We start from the raw sequence: 24,471 nt of genomic DNA, 5'->3' as shown, positions 1-24,471 counted from the left end.
CAATTGGGGGAATAGCAAAACCGTCTAAAGCCGCAAATAATACTAGACTATGGTCGTGGCCCTATAGTTTACATTTGGTGGGCGATATTATAAAATCGGGTGGAAATCTAGGAATACATACATCGTTTTATATTGTTCCAAATAGAAGGGTGATTTCCATGTATAAGTTAATATTGGCGGACGATGAAGCGGATGTGCGGGAAGGGCTGGCCGAGCAGATCGATTGGGCGGGCCTGGGCTTCATGGTCATGGATACGGCGGAGAACGGGAAGGAAGCGGCTGAGCTCATCGAGAAACACGTCCCTGATGTCGTTGTCACCGACATTCAAATGCCGTTCATGAGCGGCCTGCAGCTGTCCGACTGGATCAGAACCCACTATCCTTCGACTAAAATCATCATCCTGACCGGTTTTGAGGAGTTTGAGTATGCTCAGCAGGCGATCCGCCTGCAAATCGACGAATACCTCCTAAAGCCGTTTTCCTCCGGAGAATTGGCCGAGGTGCTGCGAAAAGTAAAGCGCAATATCGATGAGGAGCTGGCAGAGCGGGAGAACGTCCAATCCTTGACCGCGCATTACCGCCAAAGCTTGCCGATTTTGCAAAGTTTATTTCTCTCCTCGCTTGTATCCCGCCGCCTGCCGGATGCGGAAATCCGCGAAAAGAGCCGCAATTACGAGCTGGATCTGGACGGGGACGGCTATATGGTTTCGGTGATCAGCGTCGATTCACTCATATTGCCGGAGGAAGAGGAAGGAGGCAGCGGAGGTTCATCGGCCGCTAGACCCCCTTCCTTGCGGGACATGAAGGACAATCAGCTGCAGCTGTTCGCTGTGCTGAATATCGCCGATGAAATCATGGAGCGGGAACGATACGGGCGGGCCTTCATTCATCATGATGTCGTTGTACTGTTAACTATATGTCCGGATAACGATAAGGAGCATATTTCCGCACGCACGCTTGAAATACTCGAAGAAATCCGCTTCAGCGTCGAACGCTATCTCAAGCTGAGCGTTACGGCAGGGGGCGGCTCTGTTGTACGGAATTTGAGTGATCTGACGATATCCTACGAGGATGCCCAGCAGGCGCTGGATTACCGCCTTATCCTCGGGCATAACAAGGTGATCTGGATTCATGACGTCGAGTCGCGCCAGAGCATTCCGTTCATTTACGACGACACCCGCGAGAAGGAGCTGATCCGCTGCCTGAAGGTCGGAAGCGATTTGGAATTGCAGGATTTACTGGATGAGCTGTTTTCGGTCATGGTGGACAGCAAGGTGTCCTATGAGGATTTTCAGGTTCATCTGCTGGAAATGCTGACGACGGTCATTCGGGTCGCTAAAGAGTCCGGGATCAATTTGGATCAGCTGTTCGGAAATGAAGGGGCATTGCTGGGGCATTTCGCGAAAATCAACCATGCGAGCGAAGCGAAGACATGGTTTAACGGCATTTGCGCCAAACTGAGGAGTTCGATCGCTTCGGATCGGCAGTCCAGCTACAGCCAGCTGGTGGCCGAGGCGAAGGCATACATAGAGGGCAACTTCCATGATAGCGATATGTCTATTAACAAAGTGTGCCGCCATTTGCATATCAGCACAGGTTATTTCAGCAATATATTTAAACGGGAAATGAAAATGACCTTCGTGAACTATTTGCTGGGCGTCCGTATGGAGGCTGCGCAATATTTACTGCGAAGCACAGAATTGAAAGCGTTTGAAATCGCCGAGCGGGTAGGCTTCTCCGATCCGAACTATTTCAGCTTTTGCTTCCGTAAAAAATTCGGGATTTCACCGAAGGAATACCGTAACGGGATGGGACGGACATGAACTGGCTGAGGCATGCAAGCTCGTTCCTTAAGCAGTTTCACCTGCGAAAAATCCAGACGATTATCACCTTATCAACTATTTCGATTACGGTGTTTGTTGTTGTCCTGGTCAGTTACATGCTGTTTGACCGCTTCTCCAAAGCTTCGGAACAGAACACGTATTTGAACCTCAATCAAATTATCGAGCAGGTCAATGCGAATTTGGAGCTCTACGTAAACGGGATGGAGGATATATTTGAGGTTGCGGAGGAGAAAATCAACGAAGGCAGCACATGGAGCGACGCAAAGCTGGAGGAGCAGCTGGGAACGATTCTAGGCACACGCGAGGATCTCGTCTCGATTGCGCTGTTCTCGACGGAAGGGGAGCTCATCCGCAATGTGCCAGCCATTCCGATGCGGCAAAATACGAAGCTGACGGAGCAGTCCTGGTTTGAGATGGCTAAGAAAAATCCGGGAAAGCTGCAGTTTACGCCGCCCCATATTCAAAATTTGTTCAAGTGGCAGTACCGGTGGGTCGTTTCGATGAGCAAAGTGATTCAGTATTACAACGGGAACCAGCTCCATGAAGGCGTACTTGTGATCGATGTTAATTTCCGAACGATAGACGAGCTCAGTAAAAGCGTGATGTTGGGCAAACAGGGCTATGTCTACATCATCGATGCGGCGGGGAATATCGTGTATCATCCCCAGCAGCAGCTGATTTACGCCGGGCTGAAATATGAGAATCTGGAGCCGGTCCTCAATTACAGCTTCGGAAGCTATCTGGACGATTCGGAAGGGGAGCAGCGCATTATTCTGATTCAAACGGTTGAGCCGATCGGATGGAAAATCGTCGGGGTCGCTTATGTGGAGGAGTTTTTGACTACGAAGCAGGAGCTGCGTGATTTTATCGTATGGTTTCTGCTCTGCGTGATTGTAATTGTGCTGATCGTATCGATTTACGTCTCCGCCAAAATTTCGCAGCCGATCCGCAGGTTGGAGCGGTCCGTCAAAAAGGTTGAGAAAGGTAATTTCCGAACGGCTGTTCATGTAGGCGGGGTATACGAGGTGGAACAGTTGTCTAAACGGTTCAACTTGATGCTGCGGCGTATTCGCGAACTGATGGATCAAATCATTGAGGAGCAGGAAGCCAAACGAAAAAGCGAGCTCGACGTATTGCAATCGCAGATTAATCCGCATTTTCTATACAACACATTGAACTCGGTTACCCGTCTGGCCGAGATGGGACGCAACGAGGAGGTTGTGACGACAATAACGTCGTTGTCGCGCTTTTTCCGGATCAGCTTGAGCAAAGGGAGCCATATCATTTCCGTTGAGGAAGAGCTGGAGCATGTCCGGAATTATTTAATTATTCAGACGATCCGCTTCAAGAATAAATTCCGGTATGAAATCAAATGCGAGGAAGCGGCGCTCGATTGCCTGACACTGAAGCTGATTTTACAGCCGCTTGTGGAGAATGCAATTCATCACGGTATCGAGCAGCTGGCAGAAGAAGGCTTCATCGGGATCTACGTTACTCTGGAGAACGAGCAATTGCGGCTGCAAATCAAGGATAACGGCGTAGGAATGAGTCCGGACAGGCTAGCGAAAGTACGGGCAGGGGTTGCGCGGAGCGAGAGCGGCTCCGGGTCCGGCGTAGGGGTACGGAATGTGCAGGAGCGGATCGCCCTGTATTATGGTTCCGCTTACGGGCTGCATTTCGAGAGCGAGCTGGAGGAAGGAACGGCCGTCACAATTACGATACCCGCCGTCAAGGCGGAAAGCGTACAGAGGAGGGAGAGGGCATGAGAAGGATGCCGACACAACAAGCGTTCAGAGTTGATGACTGCAAGGGGTGTGATTTGGATCAGGCCGTACACCGAGGCCTTTCAGGCATACCGTCCAGCAAACTCCGCCGCATGCAGCAGGCATTTCGGACTGTACCGCTGCTGTTTGCGATGGCTCTGCTGGTATCCTGCACCTCCTCTGTAACTCCGCAGCATGAACGCAACGTGCTGGTCATCGACATGATTGTCAAGCTGGATCGCGGAGATTATTGGCGAACGATCCGTATGGGAGCCGAGGTGGCCGCGAAGGAGTATAATGTTCAGCTCAATTATATGGCGCCTAGCAACGAGAACGACTACAGGGATCAAATCGCACTGATGGAGGAATCTATCGCCCGCCGTCCAGACGCCATTATATTGTCGGCCAGCGATTATGAAGCACTCGGCCAAGTGACCGACCGTTCCTCCTATTATGATATTCCCGTGATTTCTATGGACTCGGAAGTAGCTTCCACGAAAGTCAAAACGTATGTGGGCACCAATAACTACGAAGCGGGTCAGAAGGCTGCCGAGCGCCTGGTGCAGCTGATCGGAAAGAACAGTCAGGTCGGCATCGTAAATTTTGTGAAAGGGGCGAGGAACGCCGACCAGCGGGAGGAAGGGTTCCTGGATTACGTCGCTCGCTTTCCGGGGATCGAGGTCGTTGACATTCAATATTGCGGCTCCGATGAAGAGCTTGCGTACAGGCTTACGAAGGAGATGCTGGCCAAATACCCTGGGATAGACGGGCTGGTCTCCTTAAGCGCCGAATCTTCGATTGGGGCCGGAAGGGCGGTCAGCGACCTCGGTTACGGCGGAATCGTCAAGATGATCACCTTCGACAATCCGCCGGAGATGCTGGAGCTGATGCAGGAGGAAAAGGTGCAGGCGATGGTCGTCCAGAATCCGTTCAACAACGGTTACCTGGCCGTGGCCGCCGCTGTCCAAGCCGCCCGGGGCGAGAAGCTGGAGGATCGGATACCGACCGATACGAAGCTGATCGATTTGGACAATATGCTTTGGCCGGAGCATCAGAAGCTGTTGTTCCCGTTTGTGCAGTGATTAACCGCATATAGACGTTCGCCCATAGCTTCGTTTCCGCTTCAGGGGACGGGGCTTTTTTTGTTAGCGAATTGTTGTGAAATATGAATGATGTGAGCATTTGATCAGAATTTTCATAGAACATCTCAGAATTTTAGATTCGCTTTCTTGGAAGAACCCGGCATAATGTAATCGTATCCACAAAGATAAAGAAAACGAAATTGATTTCAGGAGGTCAAAACGATGAAGAAAATTGCTTCTGCTATGCTGGCTGCCGCTCTTCTTGGTACAGCGCTGGCTGGCTGCTCCAACGGCGGTAATCAGGAGGGTTCGGGCGCAGGCTCAACGCCGAGCGTCGGCGTGGCCATCTACAAATTCGACGATACCTTCATGACCGGAGTGCGCAACTCGATCCGGCAGAACGGGGAAGGGATCGCCAAGCTGGAGATCGTGGACAGCCAGAATTCCCAGCCGACTCAAAACGACAAAGTCGACTTATTCCTCACGAAGAAGACAAATGCACTGGTCATCAATCCAGTGGACCGTACTGCTGCCGGTGTCATTATTGACAAAGCAAAGGCCAAGGACACGCCTGTCGTGTTCCTGAACCGCGAGCCGCTGCCTGAAGACATGAAGAAATGGGACAAGGTCTATTACGTCGGGGCAAGAGCGGAAGAGTCCGGCACATTATCCGGCCAGATTATCGCCGATTATTGGAAAGCCCATCCCGAAGCTGACAAGAACGGAGACGGCGTGCTGCAATACGTCATGCTGAAGGGCGAGCCAGGACACCAGGATGCCGAGCTGCGCACCCAGTATTCTGTTCAGGCTATCGAGGACGCCGGCATCAAAGTTGAGAAAGTGAATGAGGATACGGCCATGTGGGACCGGGTAAAAGGCCAGGAGAAAATGGCGGCGTTCCTTGCGGCCAACGGCGATAAAATTGAAGCTGTGCTGGCCAACAACGATGATATGGCTCTGGGTGCCATCGAAGCGCTTAAAGCGGCCGGCTACTTTACGGGAGACAAATACATTCCGGTTGTAGGCGTGGATGCTACGGCACCGGCACTGCAGGCTCTTGAGCAAGGAACAATGCTTGGCACGGTGCTGAATGATGCGCAGAACCAGGGTAAAGCCGCGGTTACACTTGCTGCCATGCTGGCCAAGGGCGATGAAATTACTACCGAAAGCGTAGGTTTTGAAATTTCCGATAATCAATACATCTGGATTCCTTACCAGAAGGTAACGAAGGAAAACGCAGCCGAGTTTAAGTAAGTCACTGAAGCAGCAGGTCTTTTCAGCAATAGAGAGGAAGGGAGGTTCGATGCCTTTCGGTAGCGAGCCTTCCTTTTTTCAAGAATCATATCAGATAGGAACGATTTATTGGGGGATAAGCTTGCTGTGCCTCTATATGGCGACAATTCAATCAGGAGGCGTATACGATGTCTGAACAACCATATATGCTCGAAATGAAAAATATTACGAAGGAATTTCCGGGCGTCAAAGCGCTTGACGGAGTGACTCTACAGGTGAGGCCTGGCACCGTCCATGCCCTGATGGGCGAAAATGGAGCGGGCAAATCGACGCTGATGAAGTGCCTGTTCGGCATTTACCGTCCGGACGGCGGCGAGATATATATTCAAGGCAAGAAGGCGGAAATCAACAATTCCCGGGATGCGCTGGCGCTGGGCGTCTCCATGATTCATCAGGAGCTGCATCCTGTGCCTTACCGTAATGTGATGGAAAATATATGGCTTGGCCGATTCCCGATGCGCGGAATAGGACCTTTTAAAATGGTCGACCACCGCAAGATGTACCGGGATACGCAGGAGCTGTTTAAAGAGCTCGATATTCCCATAGAGCCCGACATTCTGGTCGGGAAATTATCGGTCTCGAAAATACAATCGATCGAAATTGCGAAGGCGGTTTCTTTCAACTCGAAAATCATCGTCATGGACGAACCGACCTCCTCGCTGACTAGCGTGGAAGTGGAGCATTTGTTCCGGATCATTAACGATTTGAAAAAACGCGGCGTCGCCATCATATATATTTCGCACAAAATGGAAGAAATTTTGCGTATATCGGACGATGTCACCATTATGCGCGACGGGCAAAAAATCGGAACATGGCCGGCAGCGGAAATGACGACGGATCTGATCATTTCCAAGATGGTTGGACGGGATCTGACGCAGCGCTTTCCTGACCGCCATAATCACCCGGACGGAGTCATTCTGAAAGTAGATAACCTGACCTCCCCGGATCCGAAGTCGTTCAAACATATTTCTTTTGAACTGCGAAGAGGAGAGATCCTCGGCATAGGCGGCCTCGTGGGCGCGCAGCGCACCGAACTCGTCGAGGCTTTGTTTGGCCTGCGCAAAATCGCCTCCGGCACGATCGAAATCAACGGCAAAGCCGTGAACATCCGCAATTCCAGCGATGCCAAGAAACTAGGACTCGCCTTGCTGACGGAGGAACGGCGCACCACAGGCATCTTCTCGGTATTATCGGTGCATGAGAACGGAGCCATTGCCAATATGAGGCGGTACGTGAAGCCGTATGGGCTGCTTGATGAGAAGAAGAAGAAGCGCGAGGTCAACTCGATGGTGGAGAAGCTGCGCACGAAGACACCGACGCATAAGACGCTGATCATGAACTTGTCGGGCGGCAATCAGCAGAAGGTGCTGCTGGCCAGATGGCTGCTTACGGAGCCGGAAATTCTGCTGCTCGATGAACCTACGCGGGGAATCGATGTAGGCGCCAAATTCGAGATTTATTCGATCATCGCCGAGCTGGCGGAGCAAGGAAAGAGCATCATCATGATCTCCTCTGAAATGCCCGAGCTGCTTGGCATGTCTGACCGGATTATGGTTATGTCCGAAGGACGGATTACCGGCATCGTGGACGGGGACAAAGCAACGGAGAAAGAGATTATGACTTTGGCCGCCCAGCATTAAGGCTTGAGAAGAAGGAGAGACGATCATGAATGTGAAAAAAATGCAAGGGTTCGTATCCGAATATGCGATTTATATCGTACTGGCCGTATTAATTATCGGCATTACTGTATATGATCCCAATTTTATTGGAATCAGTTCGCTCCGCGATATTCTAGTGCAATCATCCACGCGGGTTATTATCGCCCTTGGAGTGGCGTTTATATTGATTACCGGCGGCACGGACTTGTCCGCTGGGCGGATGGTCGGTTTGACGGCAGTCATCTCGGCGTCCATGCTGCAGATGCAGGATTATCCGCGGCGTTTCTTTCCGAATTTGTCGGAGCTGCCGCTGTTCGTTCCGATCCTGCTGGCGATCGCTGTCGGCCTTGTGTTCGGCATGATCAACGGAATCATCGTATCGAAATTCAAGGTGCCGCCGTTTATCGCCACGCTAGGTTCGATGGTTGCCATTTACGGCATCAACTCTTTGTATTTCGATATGGATCCAAATAATTCCCAGCCGATCGGGGGACTGCGCGACGACTTTACGAAAATGGGCTCCGGAAGCATCGGAATCGGGCCAATCTCTATTCCTAATATTGTCATCATCGCCATATTCGTATGCTTCATCGTCTGGGTCATGTTCAACAAAACGAGACTCGGCAAAAACATGTATGCCATCGGCGGGAATGAACAGGCCGCGAAGGTATCGGGTATCAATGTGTCCAGAAACCTGATCATTATTTACTCGATTGCTGGGGCATTGTACGGCCTGGCGGGGGTGCTTGAAGCTGCGCGCACGGGCGGCGCAACGAACAACTACGGCAACATGTACGAACTTGACGCTATCGCAGCTTGCGTCGTTGGCGGCGTGTCGACGACCGGCGGGATTGGCAAGGTTCAGGGCGTCATGGCCGGGGTACTTATATTTACGGTTATCAACTATGGTTTGACGTTTATCGGTGTCGGTCCTTATTGGCAGCAAATCATTAAAGGCGCGATCATCGTTGCAGCGGTTGCTTTCGATATGCGGAAATATGCCGCGAAGAAGTAATAAGTACGGCCTGGCCTGTGATTGTGGGACTGGATGGTGGCCAGCGGGAGGAGCAGGACAGGAACGGGAACATAAACAGGAATAGGAACAGGAACAGGAACTCTATCGGACAATGGTTCCGTTATGACATGGAAATAAGCTATATTTTTGCGCCTAACGGACACACAAGGTCTTATTGGCCCAAATACCATGCAAAATAGGGCGGTTTCTAGGCTAGTAAAGGATCGAGTGTCCGTTAGAACAGCGATTTTCGCCGTTTGCCGATAATAAAGGCTTCTGTGTCCGTAAGCCTGACCCGAGAAACTTGGAAGAGCTCTCCCATAAATTGCTCATGCAGCGCTTCAAAAGTCATGTTAGAATATGACAAGATACTCCAAAGAATGTAAGGAGTCTGAAGGAGGATATACAGCATGAACAAATCGAAGGCAAAAGCCATCCTGTCAGGGGCCATGCTGATCGGCTTGACGGCATCGCTGGCTTCGGTTCCGGGACTGCCGGGATCTGGCAGCGGCGCGGTGTATGCGGCCACGTCCTCGACGTCCAAGTCATCCGCCCAGCAGACGGCGGCATTATATGCGAAAATTCAGGCCGAAAATGCGGCCAAGGTAGTTGCATTAGTGAATGTGGAGCGGAAAAATGCGGGACTGAAGCCGCTAGTTGTGCATACGAACTTAACCAAAATGGCTAAGGACAAAGCGATCGATATGTATAAAAACAAATATTTCAGCCACACCTCGCCGAAATACGGTTCGCCGTTTGATATGATGGATGCCTACAAAATCACCTATCTGTACGCGGGCGAGAACATTGCCAAGGGACAAAAGACGCCGGCCGAGGTCGTAGCCGCCTGGATGGACAGCCCTGGGCACAAGGCGAATATTCTGAATCCGAAATATACTTTAATTGGCGTTGGCTATTATAACGGTCACTGGGTTCAGGAATTCATCGGCAAATAGTCATAAGCAATAAGGATTTACCTGGCAGCTCGGCTTGCCGGGTAAATTTTTTTTAGCCAGGATTTATTACGAATGAGATGACAAAAAGAGCTGTTCCCGCATATGCAATATGCGAAAACAGCTCTTATTCAGCCTAAATATGGGTTATGCAGGGGTCGAACCTGCGACCTGCCGATTAAGAGTCGGCTGCTCTACCAGCTAAGCTAATAACCCTCGTTGTTGCCTGTACAAAGTATTATACTCCTGTCTTTTTTGAAAATCCAGTTTTTTAGATTAGTTTTTTACTGGTTATTCTGGAAACTGAATTTGCTTATTGAAGGAAGAAGTTTTATGTTAGTTATTAGCTGGAAAAGTTATTAATGATCGAAGGAAAAGGAAATAATGGCACAGGAGGACAAGGAACACAATGAAATCCACATCACGGATTTGGCGGACGACGGGAGTTATATCGCTGTTGTCCACCGTACTGCTCATTGCCGGATTTCTATATGCAGTCAGTGACGTGATTATGCCCGGGATCGTAGGAAACGGGAGCGGGCTTAATCAGGGCATAACCGTACAGCCAGGTGAAGAGGCGGGCGTTCCGCCGAAACCATCGGGTGTTCTGAACGTCGCGGCCATTGGGGATTCGCTCTCCAAAGGGACGGGAGACGACAGCGGCAAAGGGTTCGCAAGACGCTTCGTCGAACTGGTGAAGAACGGGGGAAGGGATTCAAAACTGGTCAATAATCTCGGCATTAACGGTCTGACGACGGAAGGGCTGGCTGAATTGCTGAAAGAGAAAGGAGTACAATATTCGCTTAGCCAGGCCGACATCATCGTCATGTCGATCGGAGGGAACGATCTGTTTAAAGGGGCGGAGAGTCTGCAGTCAGGAGGAAGACTGCCTACGGAAGCGGAGCTTGAGCAATCGGTGACGCAGGCCTCGGAGCGGCTCGGGTTCATTGCGGACAGTATTCTGGAGATTAATTCCCAGGCGCAGCTTGTTTATGTCAGCTTGTACAATCCGTTCTCCGATCTGCCGGGAATGCGGGAAATCGGCGACGAGGCCGTTTCCCGGTGGAATCATATTGCGGCGGACACACTGCGCAAGCGCGAACGAACCCTGATTGTGCCGACGTTTGACCTGTTTACATATAATTCGCAAAAATATTTGGCAAGCGATCATTTTCATCCGAATGGCGCTGGATACCAGATCATTGCGGAACGGATCCTGCAGGGGGTTAATTGATGACCGGAATCGGTGCTGCCTGCAGGTGCAGATACAGAAATAAGGGGTGGAATTTATGAACGCAGGAACGAAGCGGCGTCCTGCACCGGATGGCGGATCAGGGGCGGATGTGCATGGAGGTAAGCAGAGGCAGACGGTGCTCAGCGTTGAGCATTTAAGGAAGCGGATCGGCCGCAAGTGGATTGTGCAGGATGTGACGTTTGAGGTGCAGGAGGGCGAGGTATTCGGCTTTCTGGGTCCGAATGGCGCGGGAAAGACGACGACGATCCGGATGCTTGTTGATTTGATCCGCCCGACGGAGGGCAATGTGAGGATTTGCGGATACGACGTCAGAAAGCAGCCGGAGCAGGCGCTTGCCTACGTCGGTTCGATCGTGGAAAATCCTGAAGTATATCCTTATTTGACGGGCTGGGAGAACCTGCAGCATTTCGCTAGGATGATGCCTGGTATAGGCGAGCAGCGAATCGCTGAAGTCGTAGAGGTTGTCGGCCTAGACCAGCGTATCCACGATAAGGTCAAGACCTATTCCCTGGGCATGCGCCAGCGGCTTGGCATCGCCCAGGCACTGCTTGGGCGTCCTAAGCTGTTAATTCTGGATGAGCCGACGAACGGACTCGATCCCAAAGGAATCAAGGAGCTGCGGATATTCATTCGCCGGCTGGCCGAGGAGGGCCTAGCCGTATTCGTGTCCAGCCATTTGCTCAGCGAAATTCAATTGTTGTGCGACCGCGTAGCGATCATCAGCCGGGGGCGCGTGCTGACGGTGGGCGCCGTGGAGGAGCTGATCACCCAAAATTCGAATTATGTGATTTGGGAGCTGTCCCCCCGCGAGAGCGGCTTGAAGCTTTTGTCTGCCGCCGGGATCACGATCATTCCCGATCCCGACCAAGTGCTGGACGATACGATTCTAGCCGGGATGAGCGAGCAGGCTATCGTAACGCAAATGCTGCCAGAAGAGGTGCCGGCGCTAATGCCCCGGCTGGTTGCGGAAGAAATTCAGGTGCATGCCGTACAGAAGATCAATCCTACGCTGGAGCAGCTGTTCCTTGAATTGACGGAAGGTGAGAGCATTGAATAGTATGATGGCATTGGTGAAGAATGAAACGATCAAGATGATTAAGAAGAAGCGCTTCTATGTCATCCTGCTGGTACTGCTCGTGCTTGTCCCGATATTCTCTTATGCGCAGTTGCGGGCGGCGGAGGATAAGCGAAGCAAGTTCGGCACGGATTGGCGCAGGGAAGTGCAGCAGGCGATTACGGACAATCAGAATTCCCTGGGCAGCGACCGCGTGCCGGAGGAATGGAAGAAATACCGTCTCATTTATATACAGCAGATGAAATATTATTTGGAGCACGACGTGAATCCCCGGCAGCCTGGAGCTGTCGCCTTTACAAAGGAGTTTCTCGATAATGCGGCGACATTGTTCATCCCGCTGCTTATTATGGGCATCGGGTCGGATATCGTCTCTTCGGAACGTACGAGCGGGACGATTAAAATGCTGCTGACCCGGCCGGTCAGGCGCTGGAAGGTGCTGCTGAGCAAGCTGATCACTTTGCTCATGTTCGTGTCGCTGATCGTCGTGTCCACGTTTATCATATGTTATTTGATATCGGGATTATTTTTTGGGTATAAAGGATTTAATTTGCCTGTCTTTACCGGATTTAAACTTCAGGGCGCAGATGTCGATATAACAGGAGTACACGCTGTTCCACAGTGGAAGTATATATTGATGCAAATGGGGCTGATCTGGTTCGTCAGTTCGGTTGTGGCTATGCTCGCCTTTATGGTATCCGTGCTTGTGCGAAGCACGGCGGCAAGCATCGTCATTATGATGGCGGCCTTGATTGCAGGCAATATCCTGACGAATTTGGCATCGGCCTGGACTAGCGCCAAATATTTGTTTATGGTCAATTTGGGCCTGACGCAATATTTGGCGGGAACGCCCGCGCCGATCGAAGGAATGACACTAGGTTTTTCATTGGGCGTGCTGGCTGTTTGGGGCCTTGGATCGCTCGTTGTTTCATTCCTTGTCTTTACGAAACAGGATATATTGAATTAAAATGGACAAGGAAACCAAAACATCTGTTTGCATTTGTAAGTCAAATGTCTACATAAAGAAGCATAAAAGGGGGAGCATGAATGGCCGATCAAATCGATTTGTTTGAAGACGCCGTCCAGCCGGCTGTTGGTACGGCGGCTTCAGGATACGACGCTGACGACATTCAAGTGCTCGAAGGGCTTGTCGCGGTACGTAAACGGCCAGGTATGTATATTGGCAGTACGAGCTCGTCGGGATTACATCATTTAGTATGGGAGATCGTGGATAACGCTGTCGATGAGCATTTGGCGAAGTATTGCTCTAAGATCGATATTTCATTGAACAAGGACGGATCGGTAACCGTATTCGATAACGGGCGGGGCATACCCACGAGTATTCACAAGACCGGAATTCCAACACCGCAGGTCGTGTTCACGATTCTGCACGCGGGGGGCAAATTCGGCGGTTCGGGCTACAAGAAGTCAGGCGGCCTGCACGGCGTCGGCGCTTCGGTGACGAACGCGCTGTCCGAATGGCTGGAGGTCGAAATTTACCGGGACGGCAAAATCCACCGCCAGCGCTTCGAGTACTGGGTCGATAAGAAGGGAAAGGAACATGTCGGTGAACCTGTTACTGGACTGGAGATCATCGGCAATACGAACCGGACTGGCACGAAGGTGACTTTTAAACCGGATATTCGCGTGTTTCCGAACGGAATCGGACTGAATTACGATACACTGGCCGAGCGCCTGCAGGAAATTGCCTTTCTGAATTCCGGGCTCAAGGTTACGCTGAAGGATGAGCGCTCCGATCGGGCGGATGAGTTTTATTACGAGGGCGGAGCAAGCCAGTTCGTCCAGTTCCTGAACGAAGGCAAGGAAGTACTGCACGACGTCATTCATTTCTATGCGGAGAAGGAGGACGTCGAGGTTGAGGTTGCTTTGCAATATAACGCAGGGTATACCGAGACGCTGGCTTCCTTCGTTAACTCGATTCCGACCCGCGGGGGAGGAACGCATGAGACGGGCTTCAAGACCGCGTATACGCGGGTCATGAATGATTACGCCCGCAAGAACGGCCTCCTGAAGGAGAAGGATAAGAACCTGGAAGGCACGGATCTGCGCGAGGGCATGATGGCGGTCATTAGTGTCAAGATGGCTGAGGTCGAGTTCGTCGGACAAACGAAAGATCAGCTCGGCAGCGCCTCGGCTCGAAGCACAGTGGATGCTGTCGTCTCCGAGAATATGGCGCTGTTCCTGGAAGAGAACCCGCAGGTGGCTCAGCTGCTGATCAAAAAGGCTGTGCAGGCATCCAAGGCCCGCGAAGCAGCCCGCAAAGCAAGGGATGAAATGCGCACAGGCAAGAAGCGCAGCGAGAGCTCCAACCTCGGCGGCAAGCTTACTCCTGCTCAATCGAAGGATTTCACGCGCAACGAGCTGTTCATCGTGGAGGGCGACTCCGCTGGCGGATCCGCCAAGCAGGGCCGGGACTCAAAGACCCAGGCGATTCTGCCGCTAAAAGGGAAACCGATGAACCCGGAGAAGGCAAAGCTCGCGGATATATTAAAGAACGATGAGTACCGGTACATTATCTCGGCGATCGGCGCCGGCATCGGCACGGAATTTGCGCTGGAGGACAGCAATTATTCCAAGATCATCATTATGACGGACGCGGACACGGACGGCGCGCACATCCAGGTGCTGCTGCTGACCTTCTTCTACCGCTATATGAAGCCGCTGATCGATGCGGGACGGGTGTACATTGCCCAGCCTCCGCTATACAAAATTACGCGCAAATCCGGCAAGCTTGAGACGGTTAGATATGCGTGGACTGACGAGCAGCTGCAAAATTATTTGAAGGAATTCGGCAAAAATTTCGAACTGCAGCGTTATAAAGGACTCGGAGAAATGAACCCGGATCAGCTGTGGGAAACGACGATGAATCCGGAGACACGGACGCTGCTCCAGGTGCAGATCGAGGACGCTACAAAGGCAGAGCGCCGCGTGTCCACGTTAATGGGCGATAAGGTCGATCCGCGGAAGCGCTGGATCGTCGAAAATGTAGATTTCACGGAGTATGAGGAATAGAGGGTGACTTGATTTGAGTTTAATGGAGAACTTTTTGCCGGCCTATTTGGAGGAAGTCGTTGGCGACCGGTTTGGCCGGTATTCCAAATATATCATTCAGGATCGCGCTATTCCCGATGTGCGCGACGGCCTGAAGCCTGTCCAAAGACGGATTCTATACGCCATGTACGATTCGGGGAACACTCCGGACAAGCCGTATCGCAAATCCGCCAAGACAGTCGGAGACGTGATGGGGAATTACCATCCGCACGGCGACTCCTCGATTTACGAGGGAATGGTGCGCATGGCCCAGCCTTGGAAAATGGGGCATGTGCTGATCGACGGCCATGGGAACTGGGGCTCGCAGGACGATGACCCGGCAGCGGCGATGCGTTATACCGAGGCGAGATTGTCGCCGATCGCCATGGAGCTGCTGCGTGACATCGATAAGCGGACGGTTCCGTTCAAGGACAATTTCGACAATACCGCGATGGAGCCTGTCGTGCTTCCATCGCGGTATCCGAATCTGCTTGTCAACGGCGTCAGCGGAATTTCCGCAGGCTTCGCCACTGAAATTCCGCCGCATAATCTGCGCGAAGTCATCGATGCCTGCATTGCGGTCATGGAGAAGCCAAGCATGAGCCTGGAAGAGATTCGCGCCTATGTGAAGGGGCCGGACTTTCCGACCCACGGCATCATCATGGGTGAAGAAGGCATCAAGGATGCCTACGAGACCGGACGAGGCCGCATCTATATCCGCGCGAAGACGGAAATTGAGTCACTGCGCGGCGGGAAGCAGCAGATCGTGATTACGGAAATTCCATACCAGGTTGTTAAGTCCCGCCTGGTTACGGCAATGGAGAATATTCGCCTGGAGAAGAAGGTCGACGGGATCGCCGAAGTCCGGGACGAGAGCGGCCGCGAAGGGCTGCGGATCGTCGTGGAGCTGCGGAAGGATGCGGATGCCCAGGGGATTTTGGCGTATTTGCTGAAGAAAACCGATTTGCAGGTAACCTATAACTTCAACATGGTGGCGATCGTCAACAAGGCGCCGCGCCAGCTCGGCTTGAAGCCGATCCTTGAAGCTTATATCGCCCACCAGCGCGAGGTCGTGACCTACAGAACGCAGTACGAGCTGGAGAAGGCGGAGGATCGGGCCCATGTTGTCGAGGGACTGGTCAAAGCGCTGAACATTCTTGACGAGGTCATTGCCGCGATCAAGGCTTCCAAGAACCGTCAGGACGCTCAGAACAATCTGCAATGGATGTTCGGGTTTACCGAGCGGCAGGCCGACGCAATCCTTACATTGCAATTATACCGCTTGACGAATTTGGAAATTACGTCGTTAGAGAAAGAGTTAAACGAGCTGAACAAGAAAATTGCCACGCTGCGGGGAATTCTGGAGAGCGACAAGAAACTGATTGCGGTTATTAAGAAAGAACTGTTGGAAATCCGGGAGAAATACGGCGTGGACCGCCGCTCGGAAATTCAGGGCGAGGTTGAGGAAATCAAGGTTAACCTCGAAGTGATGGTCGCTCAGGAAGATGTGCTTGTTACGCTGTCTAATGAAGGTTATATCAAGCGTACGAGCATGCTGTCCTTTACGCGCTCCGGCGGCGAGCTGGACGGCTCGGGTGTGAAGGATGGCGATTACATTAAGCATATCCTTGAGGTGGATACGCTGCAAAATGTGCTGATCTTTACGCAGCGGGGGCAGTACTTCGTGCTGCCTGTGCATCAAATTCCCGAGTTCAAGTGGAAGGATAACGGAACGGCGATCGTCAATGTCATTGCCATGGCCAAGGAAGACCACATCGTTAGTGTTATCCCGATCAAAACCTTTGAAGAGCCGGATACAAGCCTCGTATTCGTGACGAAGCGCGGACAGGTGAAACGCACGCTGCTGAAGGATTACGAGACGAAGCGCTCCGGCGCTGTCGCCGCTGCGAAGGTTGCGGATGGGGATGAAATCATCCAGGTGCAGCTCAGCCGGAACACGGCCGAAATCCTGCTGCTCACGAAGGATGGCATGGCGATTCGCTTTGCCGAAAATGAAGTCAATCCGATGGGACGCGTTGCTTCTGGTGTTAAAGGCATTGGCCTGAAGGACGGTGACGAGGTGGTAGCCGCACTTTGGGTGGAAGGCGAAGAAGGAGAAATCCTGGTCGTCTCTGACCTGGGTTACGGCAAGCGCAGCCTGCTGCTGGATTATCCGATGCAAAGCCGCGGCGGACGCGGCGTGCAGACGTTCGAGTTCAAGGAAGGCAAGCGCGTGAAGCCGAACGGCAGCCGCATTGCGGGAGGCTTCCATTGCAAGGAAGCGCTGGACATCGTAGCTATGACGAAGCAGGGCGAGTCATATGGGTTCAATTCAGAAACGGCCCCGCTGGCCGATCGCAAATCGATCGGGAAGGCACTAGCCGCTGTAGGCAAAGGGGACGAAATTACCGATTTACTGATTGTGCCGCAGCGCAGCGAAGAGGCGCAGGCCAAATAGCATAACAGCAAGCCAAACAGGCTCTCCTCCATGATGATTGTGCATGGAGGAGAGCCTTTTGACTGTACGGGGTAAAAGGAAAAACTCGTTAGTCCGTTTGCAAATTGGAGGATAAGTGTTCGATAAAAGCCTGTATGGCTGCATCCATGTATGTATCTTTGCGGTACACGATGCCAACACTGCGGTAGGGGGCAGGTTCAGCGATGGGGACACTGACAAGGCGCGGGTCCCGAAGCGTTGCGGTGTAGGATTTGGGCACGACGGTCAAGCCTACGTGATGAGCCACCATTTGGCACTGGGATTCCATCGTGGACAACTCGATAACAGGACTGAGCTGAATGCCAATTTCAGCACAGGCCGCATCCAGCATTTGCCGGGCCAGAAACTTCGGGGGAAACAAAACGAGAGGCGACAGGGCCAGCTCTCGCAGTTCAATACCGCTCGATTCGGCAAAAGGATGATCTTGGGGAACGATGACGACGAGTTCCTCTTTATACAGAGGAAGACTGATGAGCTGCTCGTCCTTCAGCGGCAGAAATACAACCCCGAGATCCAGCTTGTTAGTGAGCAGCCGATCACGGGTTTCTTCGGTCGCCAGCTCGACGATGGATAGCTCGATCCCGGGAAACTGGCGATGAAAGGAAATGATGGACTGGATCAGCAAATGATTGCCTGAGCAGCCGATTCTTAATCGGCCCCGCCGCAGCCCGGTCAATTCGCCGATGACCAGCTTCGCCTGCTCCAGTTCGTGAAACACCCGGCGGGCATGCTCCAGCAGAACCGTTCCGGCCTGGGTCAAATGAATTTTCTTGCCTGACCGGTGGAACAGCGGCGTGCCCAACTGCTCTTCCAGCAAGCGGATTTGGTGGCTGAGCGTCGGCTGGGAAATCCCCAGATTATCCGCGGCTTTCGTGAAATGCAGTTCCTCGCTCACGGCGATAAAGTATTCTAGCAGACGATGTTCCAAGTTATCCCTTCTTCCATAGATATAACCTATGATTATAGTAGAACATATTATTTAAAAATCGTATATATATCAAGGGTTTATTGTTTACAAACTAATACATTTTTAGAGGCGATATGGTAGTTTTGTTGGATTCTTTTATAAGTTAGCAAGCGATATAATTAAGCCGAATCTTGCGATTCAAATATACTGTAAAGGGTGGTCATGGTTTAGAGATACAGTGCACTTGCTTATAGAAGATCGGCAGGCTTTACTTCTTCCAGCAGCTTAGCATCATTATTCCTCACGTTGCCTACTTCAGACGATACTGGATAAGCCCTCATTTCATTGGAGTCATACGGCCTCAACAATTGCAGAAGTGCCGGTACATCTGCATGATCCCTGTCAAGCCATTCTGCTTCATCTTTCTTTCGGAGAATAACCGGCATTCTGTGATGAATATCGGCCATTAGACTATTCGGCGCAGTAGTGATGATGGTGCAGGTCGCCAGTCTGTTTCCGTTTGGGTCCATCCACATATCGTAAAGCCCCGCGAAAGAGAAAATCCCCTCGTCCTTCAATGTGATTCGAAACGGCTGCTTTGATTTTGTCCGCTGCTGCCATTCGTAAAAACCATCAGCAGGGATAATACAGCGGCGAGACGCGATCAATCGATTAAAGGATGGTTTTTCTGTGATCGTTTCCGCCCGTGCGTTGATCATTTTGCTGGCGATTTTATCTTCTTTAGCCCAGGATGGGACTAACCCCCAGCGAAGGCTCCCCAACCGGTTCCCGTTACTGCCTTTGACCACTGCCGGGATGTATTGCATAGGAGCTGCGTTATAGGAAGGTTCATAGTTTGTGTTTGTGTCTTCATCGATATAATAGCGCAGCAATAGTTCTTCATAAGGAACTGTGATAGTAAAACGTCCACACATAAGGCAGGCCCCCCGATTAAAATGACGAAGCTCTTGGAAAAATTATAAACCAAAAATGCAAAAGCCCACAAACATAGAGGTCAGTGGACATTTAGTTTACTTGTAACGGGTGTGGAGCTTGCGCGTTATAGATACGAACTATGATAATGATCGATATCATATTATTGATCAATGATTGAATGAGCGCTATAGTAAAGATAGAGTTAATAATCGAGAGGACGTGTAGTAATGGAGAGCTTGCACATTGAGTTAAGTCAGAATTTGAAGCAGAAGCCGGACCCGGGGGCCCTGGGCTTTGGGCAATATTTCAGCGACCATATGCTGACGATGGAATATTCGCTTGAGGCGGGATGGCATGATCTGAAAATCGTCCCTTATGGTCCGATTGCCCTTGATCCTTCGGCGATGGTGTTCCATTACGGGCAGGAAGTATTCGAAGGGATGAAAGCATATCGGACGGCTGCCGGGGAATTGGTGCTGTTCCGGCCGGACATGAACCTGAAGCGGCTAAACGACTCCTGCGAGCGGTTAAGCATTCCACAGGTAGAGCCTTCCACGCTGCTGCAGGGGATCACGGAGCTTATAAAAGTCGATGCATCATGGATTCCGTCGGGAGAAGAGAACGCCTTATATATTCGTCCGTTTATCATTGCTACTGAGCCATGTCTCGGCGTACGGGCTTCACACACGTATAAGCTGCTGGTCATTCTTTCACCGGTTGGTTCCTATTATCCAGAGGGTATCCATCCGGTCAGCATTCACGTAGAACAGCGTTATGTTCGGGCTTTCCGCGGCGGAACCGGTGCTGCAAAAACGGCAAGCAACTACGCGGCCAGCATCAAAGCCCAGGAGGATGCGAAGAAGTCGGGCTACTCGCAGGTGCTCTGGCTGGATGGAGCAGAGAGCAAATATGTTGAGGAAGTTGGCAGCATGAACGTCTTCTTCAAGGTAAACGGTGAAGTCATTACACCCGAGTTGTCAGGAAGCATCTTGGCCGGGGTAACGCGAGATTCCGTTATCGCGCTGCTGAAATCATGGGGAGTTCCGGTGAGCGAACGCAAAGTTGCAATGGAGGAGCTGGTCGAGGCGCATCAGAAGGGATGGCTTGAGGAAGCTTTTGGGACGGGTACGGCCGCGGTCATTTCGCCGATCGGCAGCATGAAATGGGGGGAGCTCGAGCTGAACATTGCCGAAGGCAAAATCGGTGAGTTGTCCAAGAAGCTGTATGACACGATCACGGGCATTCAGCGCGGTCTACTTGATGATCCGCTTGGCTGGAGATATCCGATTAAATAATCCATAGCTGTAATTCCGTTAGAAATTTTGAGCCAGCCGAGCAGTCGGCTGGTTTTTTTTGCAACAACTCAAACGGATGGATTTTTTTGGAATAAGGAGGATTTTGAGCGAAGGACGGCGAATTTAATTAAAGGCGTTAAGAAAAACGTGTATTGTAATGTATATCATGGCTTCTATCGTCGTACTCATCATCTTTACATAGGACAAAACCAACGAATCATTATTCATAAATTATTGAGTCAGGCAGAGATAGGGGGGATATGATGCATACGGAAGAATTCGGAAAATTACTTGGCAAAATCGTAAAAGACTATCAGAATCATTTGGAAGAGGAGCTTGCGCCAACCTTAACCACATCCCAATTGTCGGTGCTTGAAGTATTAGAGCAGAATGGCCAGTTGAAGCCGTCGGATCTGATTCCGTTTCTAGCAACGACCCCGGCGGCGGTAACGATGCTTCTGGACCGGATGGAGAAGGCGGAGCTGATTCGCCGCGACCGGGACGAGGAAGACCGGCGGATCGTCTGGATATCGATTACGGAAAAAGGCAAGGCGGAGGCCGACCGGGGAATTTCGATCCGTCACGCCTATTTGGACGGTGTGCTCAGCCGCATTTCTACGCATAATCAGCAGCTGCTTGTTTATTTAATGGGCAAAATTTCAGGGATAAAGTAATAAGCATGGATATATATAAGCCAAAGAACCTGAGAGCATGCTCTCAGGTTCTTTGGCTTCATAGTAAGCTGTCGCACCGGCGTTCAGAGCTGCCGAGCCAGCTCCTTGTAGGTTTGCCTGCTCCACAGGCTCCAAGGAGCTTCATCCGGCGGCAGGGAGGTAATATGAATCTGTTCCTTCGATACCGGATGCGGGAAGCCGACATATAGTGACCACAGAGCGATTTGCTGGCCCGGCTTGTTCAAGGCCTGGCCATACTTCTGGTCGCCGTACAGCGGGCAGCCGATATGGCTGAGCTGTACCCGGATCTGATGGGGGCGCCCGGTGAGCAGGGTAACCCTAATCAGCGTCAGATTGTCGCCTGCAGCTGTTCCAATGACCTCATAATCAAGAATGGCCTCTTTGCCGCCAGGCGTTCCCTTCGTAACGACCGACACGGTATTCGTACGCTCATTTTTCAGCAGTGTATTCGTTAGACGTCCTTGCTGCTTCAGAGGCGTACCGTGCACGATGGCAAGGTACGTCTTATCGAAGCTGCGGCTGCGGACGGACTCCGATAACCGGGAGGCGGCCTTTGACGTCTTCGCAAAGATCATTGCGCCGCCGACGGGCCGGTCCAAGCGATGGACGAGCCCTAAATATACATTGCCCGGCTTCTGATGACGTTCCTTGATATCCTCCTTCAGCAAGGACAGCAGGTCGGGATCGCCGCTGGCATCCCCTTGGGTCGGGATGTTTACCGGTTTGACGATCCCCAGCAGATGGTTATCCTCGTATAAAATATCGAAGTCCGACTCCGTCATGTTCCGGCCCTCGTTGTTGTTATTTGTAGTCATCGGTTATTCCTCCCAGCGGCCAAGGATCCCGCAAGGAAGGTTCAGTCCCGAATTCGTAATCGGCAGCCCGATCTCGCCGGCGGAAATACTTCCCCCGTAGCGCTTCTTGACAGTCATCGACAGAATGTTATGAAGCACGGTTGGCGAGATGCCTGTCGTATAAGAATTGATCAAGAAGAAGAGAGGGTTGTCCGACAGAATGGACAAACACGACTCCACGAACGGATACAAGCTGGTCTCCAGCTTCCACATCTCGCCGCCAGGCCCCCGTCCATAGGAAGGAGGGTCCATGATGATGGCGTCATAGCGATTTCCGCGCCGCTGTTCACGCTGGACGAATTTGAATACGTCATCCGTAATATAACGGATTGGCCGTTCACTAAGACCGGATAGGGCGGCGTTCTCTTTAGCCCACTGCACCATGCCTTTAGCTGCGTCAACGTGCACAACGGATGCGCCCGCGGCAGCAGCTGCAACTGTAGCGCCTCCCGTGTAGGCAAACAGGTTAAGCACCTGAATTGGCCGTCCGGCGCGCTGAATTTTGTCCATCATCCAGCTCCAGTTTGCCGCCTGCTCTGGGAATAGACCCGTATGCTTGAAGTTCGTAGGCCGAATATAAAACTTAAGCTGCTCGTACGATATCGTCCACCGCTCCGGGATTTGCTTCTTCATCTCCCATTGCCCGCCGCCCGAGGAGCTGCGGTGGTAATGGCCATGTACATTTCTCCACTGTTGTGATTCGTGATGAATCGGCCAGATGATCTGCGGATCAGGGCGGCGTAAAATGATATCCCCCCAGCGTTCCAGCTTCTCTCCGCCTCCGGCGTCAATGATCTCGTAATCTTCCCACTTGTTTGCTACATGCATGAGTTCATCCATCCTTCCAATATCCTCTAGAGGTATCCTATCAAATGAAAACGGACAGGCCGTCTCATATGGCGCTGCATACGCTTGTAAACCTACGGATGTTATTGTACCTCATTATTCCATCTCCATGCTACCAATTAAAGAAATAGCCGTCTGAAAGTTGTGTCAAAAAAATATTTCAATAAAATTTAAAAATTACTGTTGACGTGTAAGCGCTTTTAAAATACAATAAAAACGTATTAGCAAAACGTTTTAGCAAAACGTATTAGCAGTGCATAACCCTGAATGGTGTCTTAATGAATTGATTTAATCTCGTTTGAACCTATACAATGGATTAGGATATTTTGCCAATATGATGAAAATGATGAGGTGTTATAAGCATGGCAAGCATTAAGGAAATAGCCCAACTTGCTAAAGTATCGCAAGGCACGGCCTCCATGGTGTTGAATGGCAAAGGGGACAAGTACCGGATATCCGCCGCAACGCAAGCGAAAATATTAGAAGCTGCCCGAGAGCTTAACTATCAGCCGAATATTTCGGCGAGACGATTGCGGAGCGGAGGGGAAACGGTGCTGCCGATCATCGCCCTGTTCTGGACGCTGGATACGCGGACTGCGCTTGTCGGCCGGTACCTGAAAGGCTTTCAGCACGCCCTTAACGAGCTGGAGGATGAGTACGAGCTATTGATCCAGCCATACGTTGGCACCAAGTTGAATGAGGTGAGAAGCTTAGTAACAGGAACCCGGTTTAACGGGGCGATCATTGCGAACTCCACGGAGGAGGATGACGAGTTCCTTGAGCAGGCTGATCTGAACGTTCCGATCGTGCTGCACCAACGCGAATCCAGCAAATATTCATCCGTTAATGTCGATAGCCGCAGAAGCGGCGAGATGGTTGCGGAGAGGTTGTATAAGCGGAACCACAAGAAGGTGGGACTGATTATCCCTGACGTTTCCTCCAAGGCAATCATGCTGCGCAGAGAAGGATTTTTGGATAAGGCGGCCGAGCTAGGATTGGAAATCGATGAAGAGCATTTGATGTATGAAGATTTCTCGGAGCAGGGCGGGTATGAAGCGGTGATGAGAATGAAGGAGCAATCCGGCTTCATGCCGACAGGGGTATTTGCAATTAGCGATCAGATGGCTGTAGGCGCACTCAAGGCGCTGAATGAAATCGACATCAAAGTGCCAGAGGACATGGAAATCATTGGACATGATAACGACGAAGTAACCAATTATACTATACCTACATTATCTACAGTTCATTTGCCGGTAGAAGAGATGGCGAAAGAGAGCTTGAGAATGCTGACGGATATGATGCTGTACAAAACGAATGTGAAGGTTCATAAAATGTTCGATACGCATATCGTGACCCGCAAATCCTGCGGAGAGTAACCCGGTGAGAACCGGCGGTACATCAGCTTGGTTATACGTCTAACCGGGAGGAGCGGCAAATCGTCTTCTCCCTGGTTAG

At 51.5% G+C, this 24,471-nt stretch carries 19 protein-coding genes and 1 tRNA gene; 15 read left to right on the top strand and 5 right to left on the bottom strand.

Features of this window, described 5'->3' with window-relative positions; translation table 11 throughout:
• Positions 1–158 precede the first annotated feature (158 nt).
• The 7 genes from MKX50_RS14515 to MKX50_RS14485 all read left to right on the top strand — a co-directional run bounded on the left by MKX50_RS14515 (position 159) and on the right by MKX50_RS14485 (position 9,611).
• On the top strand, positions 159–1,823 hold the full coding sequence (locus MKX50_RS14515; protein WP_339157271.1) for a response regulator: 1,665 nt from the start codon (positions 159–161) through the stop codon (positions 1,821–1,823).
• Complete coding sequence (locus MKX50_RS14510; protein ID WP_339157270.1) at positions 1,820–3,610, top strand: sensor histidine kinase; 1,791 nt, start codon at positions 1,820–1,822, stop codon at positions 3,608–3,610. The genes MKX50_RS14515 and MKX50_RS14510 overlap by 4 nt, the downstream gene beginning before the upstream one ends.
• Positions 3,607–4,689, top strand: coding sequence for a substrate-binding domain-containing protein (locus MKX50_RS14505; RefSeq protein WP_244996490.1), 1,083 nt, complete (start codon positions 3,607–3,609; stop codon positions 4,687–4,689). Before MKX50_RS14510 ends, MKX50_RS14505 begins: the two co-directional genes overlap by 4 nt.
• 222 nt (positions 4,690–4,911) lie before the next feature.
• Positions 4,912–5,943, top strand: a complete 1,032-nt coding sequence (locus tag MKX50_RS14500; protein WP_213591932.1) for a galactose ABC transporter substrate-binding protein — start codon at positions 4,912–4,914, stop codon at positions 5,941–5,943.
• 167 nt (positions 5,944–6,110) lie between these two features.
• A complete protein-coding gene (locus tag MKX50_RS14495; RefSeq protein ID WP_339157269.1) occupies positions 6,111–7,622 on the top strand; it encodes a sugar ABC transporter ATP-binding protein in 1,512 nt (503 codons plus the stop codon).
• A gap of 25 nt (positions 7,623–7,647) precedes the next feature.
• On the top strand, positions 7,648–8,655 hold the full coding sequence (gene mglC / locus MKX50_RS14490) for a galactose/methyl galactoside ABC transporter permease MglC (protein WP_155612841.1): 1,008 nt from the start codon (positions 7,648–7,650) through the stop codon (positions 8,653–8,655).
• Between the two features lie 410 nt (positions 8,656–9,065).
• Positions 9,066–9,611: a CAP domain-containing protein gene (locus tag MKX50_RS14485; protein WP_339157268.1), complete on the top strand. Its 546-nt coding sequence runs from the start codon at positions 9,066–9,068 to the stop codon at positions 9,609–9,611.
• 140 nt (positions 9,612–9,751) lie between these two features.
• Here the strand turns inward: MKX50_RS14485 and MKX50_RS14480 are convergent.
• A tRNA-Lys gene (locus MKX50_RS14480) sits at positions 9,752–9,824 on the bottom strand.
• A 193-nt stretch (positions 9,825–10,017) separates the two neighbouring features.
• Between MKX50_RS14480 and MKX50_RS14475 the strand changes: the two genes are divergently transcribed.
• The 5 genes from MKX50_RS14475 (at position 10,018) to gyrA (ending at position 17,444) form a co-directional block, all read left to right on the top strand.
• Entirely contained in the window at positions 10,018–10,842 is an 825-nt protein-coding gene (locus tag MKX50_RS14475; protein ID WP_339157267.1) for a GDSL-type esterase/lipase family protein, read from the top strand.
• A gap of 55 nt (positions 10,843–10,897) precedes the next feature.
• Positions 10,898–11,920 carry an ABC transporter ATP-binding protein gene (locus MKX50_RS14470; protein ID WP_339157266.1) on the top strand — a complete coding sequence of 341 codons (1,023 nt, stop codon included), beginning with the start codon at positions 10,898–10,900 and terminating at the stop codon, positions 11,918–11,920.
• Positions 11,913–12,902, top strand: a complete 990-nt coding sequence (locus MKX50_RS14465) for an ABC transporter permease (RefSeq protein WP_155612837.1) — start codon at positions 11,913–11,915, stop codon at positions 12,900–12,902. The genes MKX50_RS14470 and MKX50_RS14465 overlap by 8 nt, the downstream gene beginning before the upstream one ends.
• A gap of 80 nt (positions 12,903–12,982) precedes the next feature.
• Positions 12,983–14,968: a DNA topoisomerase IV subunit B gene (gene parE / locus MKX50_RS14460; protein WP_213591940.1), complete on the top strand. Its 1,986-nt coding sequence runs from the start codon at positions 12,983–12,985 to the stop codon at positions 14,966–14,968.
• Positions 14,969–14,981: 13 nt separating this feature from the next.
• Positions 14,982–17,444, top strand: a complete 2,463-nt coding sequence (gene gyrA / locus MKX50_RS14455; protein WP_213591942.1) for a DNA gyrase subunit A — start codon at positions 14,982–14,984, stop codon at positions 17,442–17,444.
• Positions 17,445–17,532: 88 nt separating this feature from the next.
• On the opposite strand, the gene MKX50_RS14450 is transcribed toward gyrA, so the two are convergent.
• Together MKX50_RS14450 and MKX50_RS14445 are read right to left on the bottom strand one after the other, a co-directional pair.
• A complete protein-coding gene (locus MKX50_RS14450; protein WP_213591944.1) occupies positions 17,533–18,411 on the bottom strand; it encodes a LysR substrate-binding domain-containing protein in 879 nt (292 codons plus the stop codon).
• Between the two features lie 227 nt (positions 18,412–18,638).
• The gene (locus tag MKX50_RS14445) at positions 18,639–19,325 is read right to left on the bottom strand and encodes an SOS response-associated peptidase (protein WP_339157265.1); all 687 of its coding nucleotides are present in this window, start codon (positions 19,323–19,325) and stop codon (positions 18,639–18,641) included.
• 228 nt (positions 19,326–19,553) lie between these two features.
• Here MKX50_RS14445 and MKX50_RS14440 point away from each other — a divergent pair, with 228 nt between their 5' ends.
• Entirely contained in the window at positions 19,554–20,621 is a 1,068-nt protein-coding gene (locus tag MKX50_RS14440) for a branched-chain amino acid aminotransferase (RefSeq protein WP_339157264.1), read from the top strand.
• A gap of 263 nt (positions 20,622–20,884) precedes the next feature.
• Entirely contained in the window at positions 20,885–21,295 is a 411-nt protein-coding gene (locus tag MKX50_RS14435; protein WP_213592454.1) for a MarR family transcriptional regulator, read from the top strand.
• A gap of 83 nt (positions 21,296–21,378) precedes the next feature.
• Here the strand turns inward: MKX50_RS14435 and MKX50_RS14430 are convergent, their stop codons facing one another.
• Complete coding sequence (locus MKX50_RS14430; RefSeq protein WP_339157263.1) at positions 21,379–22,131, bottom strand: RluA family pseudouridine synthase; 753 nt, start codon at positions 22,129–22,131, stop codon at positions 21,379–21,381.
• 3 nt (positions 22,132–22,134) lie between these two features.
• Positions 22,135–22,998, bottom strand: coding sequence for a class I SAM-dependent methyltransferase (locus tag MKX50_RS14425; RefSeq protein WP_213591952.1), 864 nt, complete (start codon positions 22,996–22,998; stop codon positions 22,135–22,137).
• A gap of 380 nt (positions 22,999–23,378) precedes the next feature.
• Here MKX50_RS14425 and MKX50_RS14420 point away from each other — a divergent pair, with 380 nt between their 5' ends.
• Complete coding sequence (locus MKX50_RS14420; RefSeq protein ID WP_213591954.1) at positions 23,379–24,392, top strand: LacI family DNA-binding transcriptional regulator; 1,014 nt, start codon at positions 23,379–23,381, stop codon at positions 24,390–24,392.
• The last annotated feature ends 79 nt before the right edge of the window (positions 24,393–24,471 follow it).

The sequence above is a fragment of the Paenibacillus sp. FSL W8-0186 genome (assembly GCF_037969765.1).
Classification (GTDB): domain Bacteria; phylum Bacillota; class Bacilli; order Paenibacillales; family Paenibacillaceae; genus Fontibacillus; species Fontibacillus woosongensis.
The sequence above is the reverse complement of the archived record's forward strand: the minus strand, read 5'-3'. Positions and strand labels throughout refer to the sequence as shown.

Excerpts from the sequence above, each read along its gene's own strand:
- MKX50_RS14435 (WP_213592454.1), top strand. The coding sequence starts at position 20,885 with ATGCATACGGAAGAATTCGGAAAATTACTTGGCAAAATCGTAAAAGAC.
- MKX50_RS14445 (WP_339157265.1), bottom strand. The coding sequence starts at position 19,325 with ATGTGTGGACGTTTTACTATCACAGTTCCTTATGAAGAACTATTGCTG.
- MKX50_RS14515 (WP_339157271.1), top strand. The coding sequence starts at position 159 with ATGTATAAGTTAATATTGGCGGACGATGAAGCGGATGTGCGGGAAGGG.
- parE (WP_213591940.1), top strand. The coding sequence starts at position 12,983 with ATGGCCGATCAAATCGATTTGTTTGAAGACGCCGTCCAGCCGGCTGTT.
- MKX50_RS14475 (WP_339157267.1), top strand. The coding sequence starts at position 10,018 with ATGAAATCCACATCACGGATTTGGCGGACGACGGGAGTTATATCGCTG.
- MKX50_RS14505 (WP_244996490.1), top strand. The coding sequence starts at position 3,607 with ATGAGAAGGATGCCGACACAACAAGCGTTCAGAGTTGATGACTGCAAG.
- MKX50_RS14485 (WP_339157268.1), top strand. The coding sequence starts at position 9,066 with ATGAACAAATCGAAGGCAAAAGCCATCCTGTCAGGGGCCATGCTGATC.
- MKX50_RS14425 (WP_213591952.1), bottom strand. The coding sequence starts at position 22,998 with ATGCATGTAGCAAACAAGTGGGAAGATTACGAGATCATTGACGCCGGA.
- MKX50_RS14510 (WP_339157270.1), top strand. The coding sequence starts at position 1,820 with ATGAACTGGCTGAGGCATGCAAGCTCGTTCCTTAAGCAGTTTCACCTG.
- mglC (WP_155612841.1), top strand. The coding sequence starts at position 7,648 with ATGAATGTGAAAAAAATGCAAGGGTTCGTATCCGAATATGCGATTTAT.
- MKX50_RS14500 (WP_213591932.1), top strand. The coding sequence starts at position 4,912 with ATGAAGAAAATTGCTTCTGCTATGCTGGCTGCCGCTCTTCTTGGTACA.
- MKX50_RS14495 (WP_339157269.1), top strand. The coding sequence starts at position 6,111 with ATGTCTGAACAACCATATATGCTCGAAATGAAAAATATTACGAAGGAA.
- MKX50_RS14440 (WP_339157264.1), top strand. The coding sequence starts at position 19,554 with ATGGAGAGCTTGCACATTGAGTTAAGTCAGAATTTGAAGCAGAAGCCG.
- MKX50_RS14470 (WP_339157266.1), top strand. The coding sequence starts at position 10,898 with ATGAACGCAGGAACGAAGCGGCGTCCTGCACCGGATGGCGGATCAGGG.
- MKX50_RS14420 (WP_213591954.1), top strand. The coding sequence starts at position 23,379 with ATGGCAAGCATTAAGGAAATAGCCCAACTTGCTAAAGTATCGCAAGGC.
- MKX50_RS14430 (WP_339157263.1), bottom strand. The coding sequence starts at position 22,131 with ATGACTACAAATAACAACAACGAGGGCCGGAACATGACGGAGTCGGAC.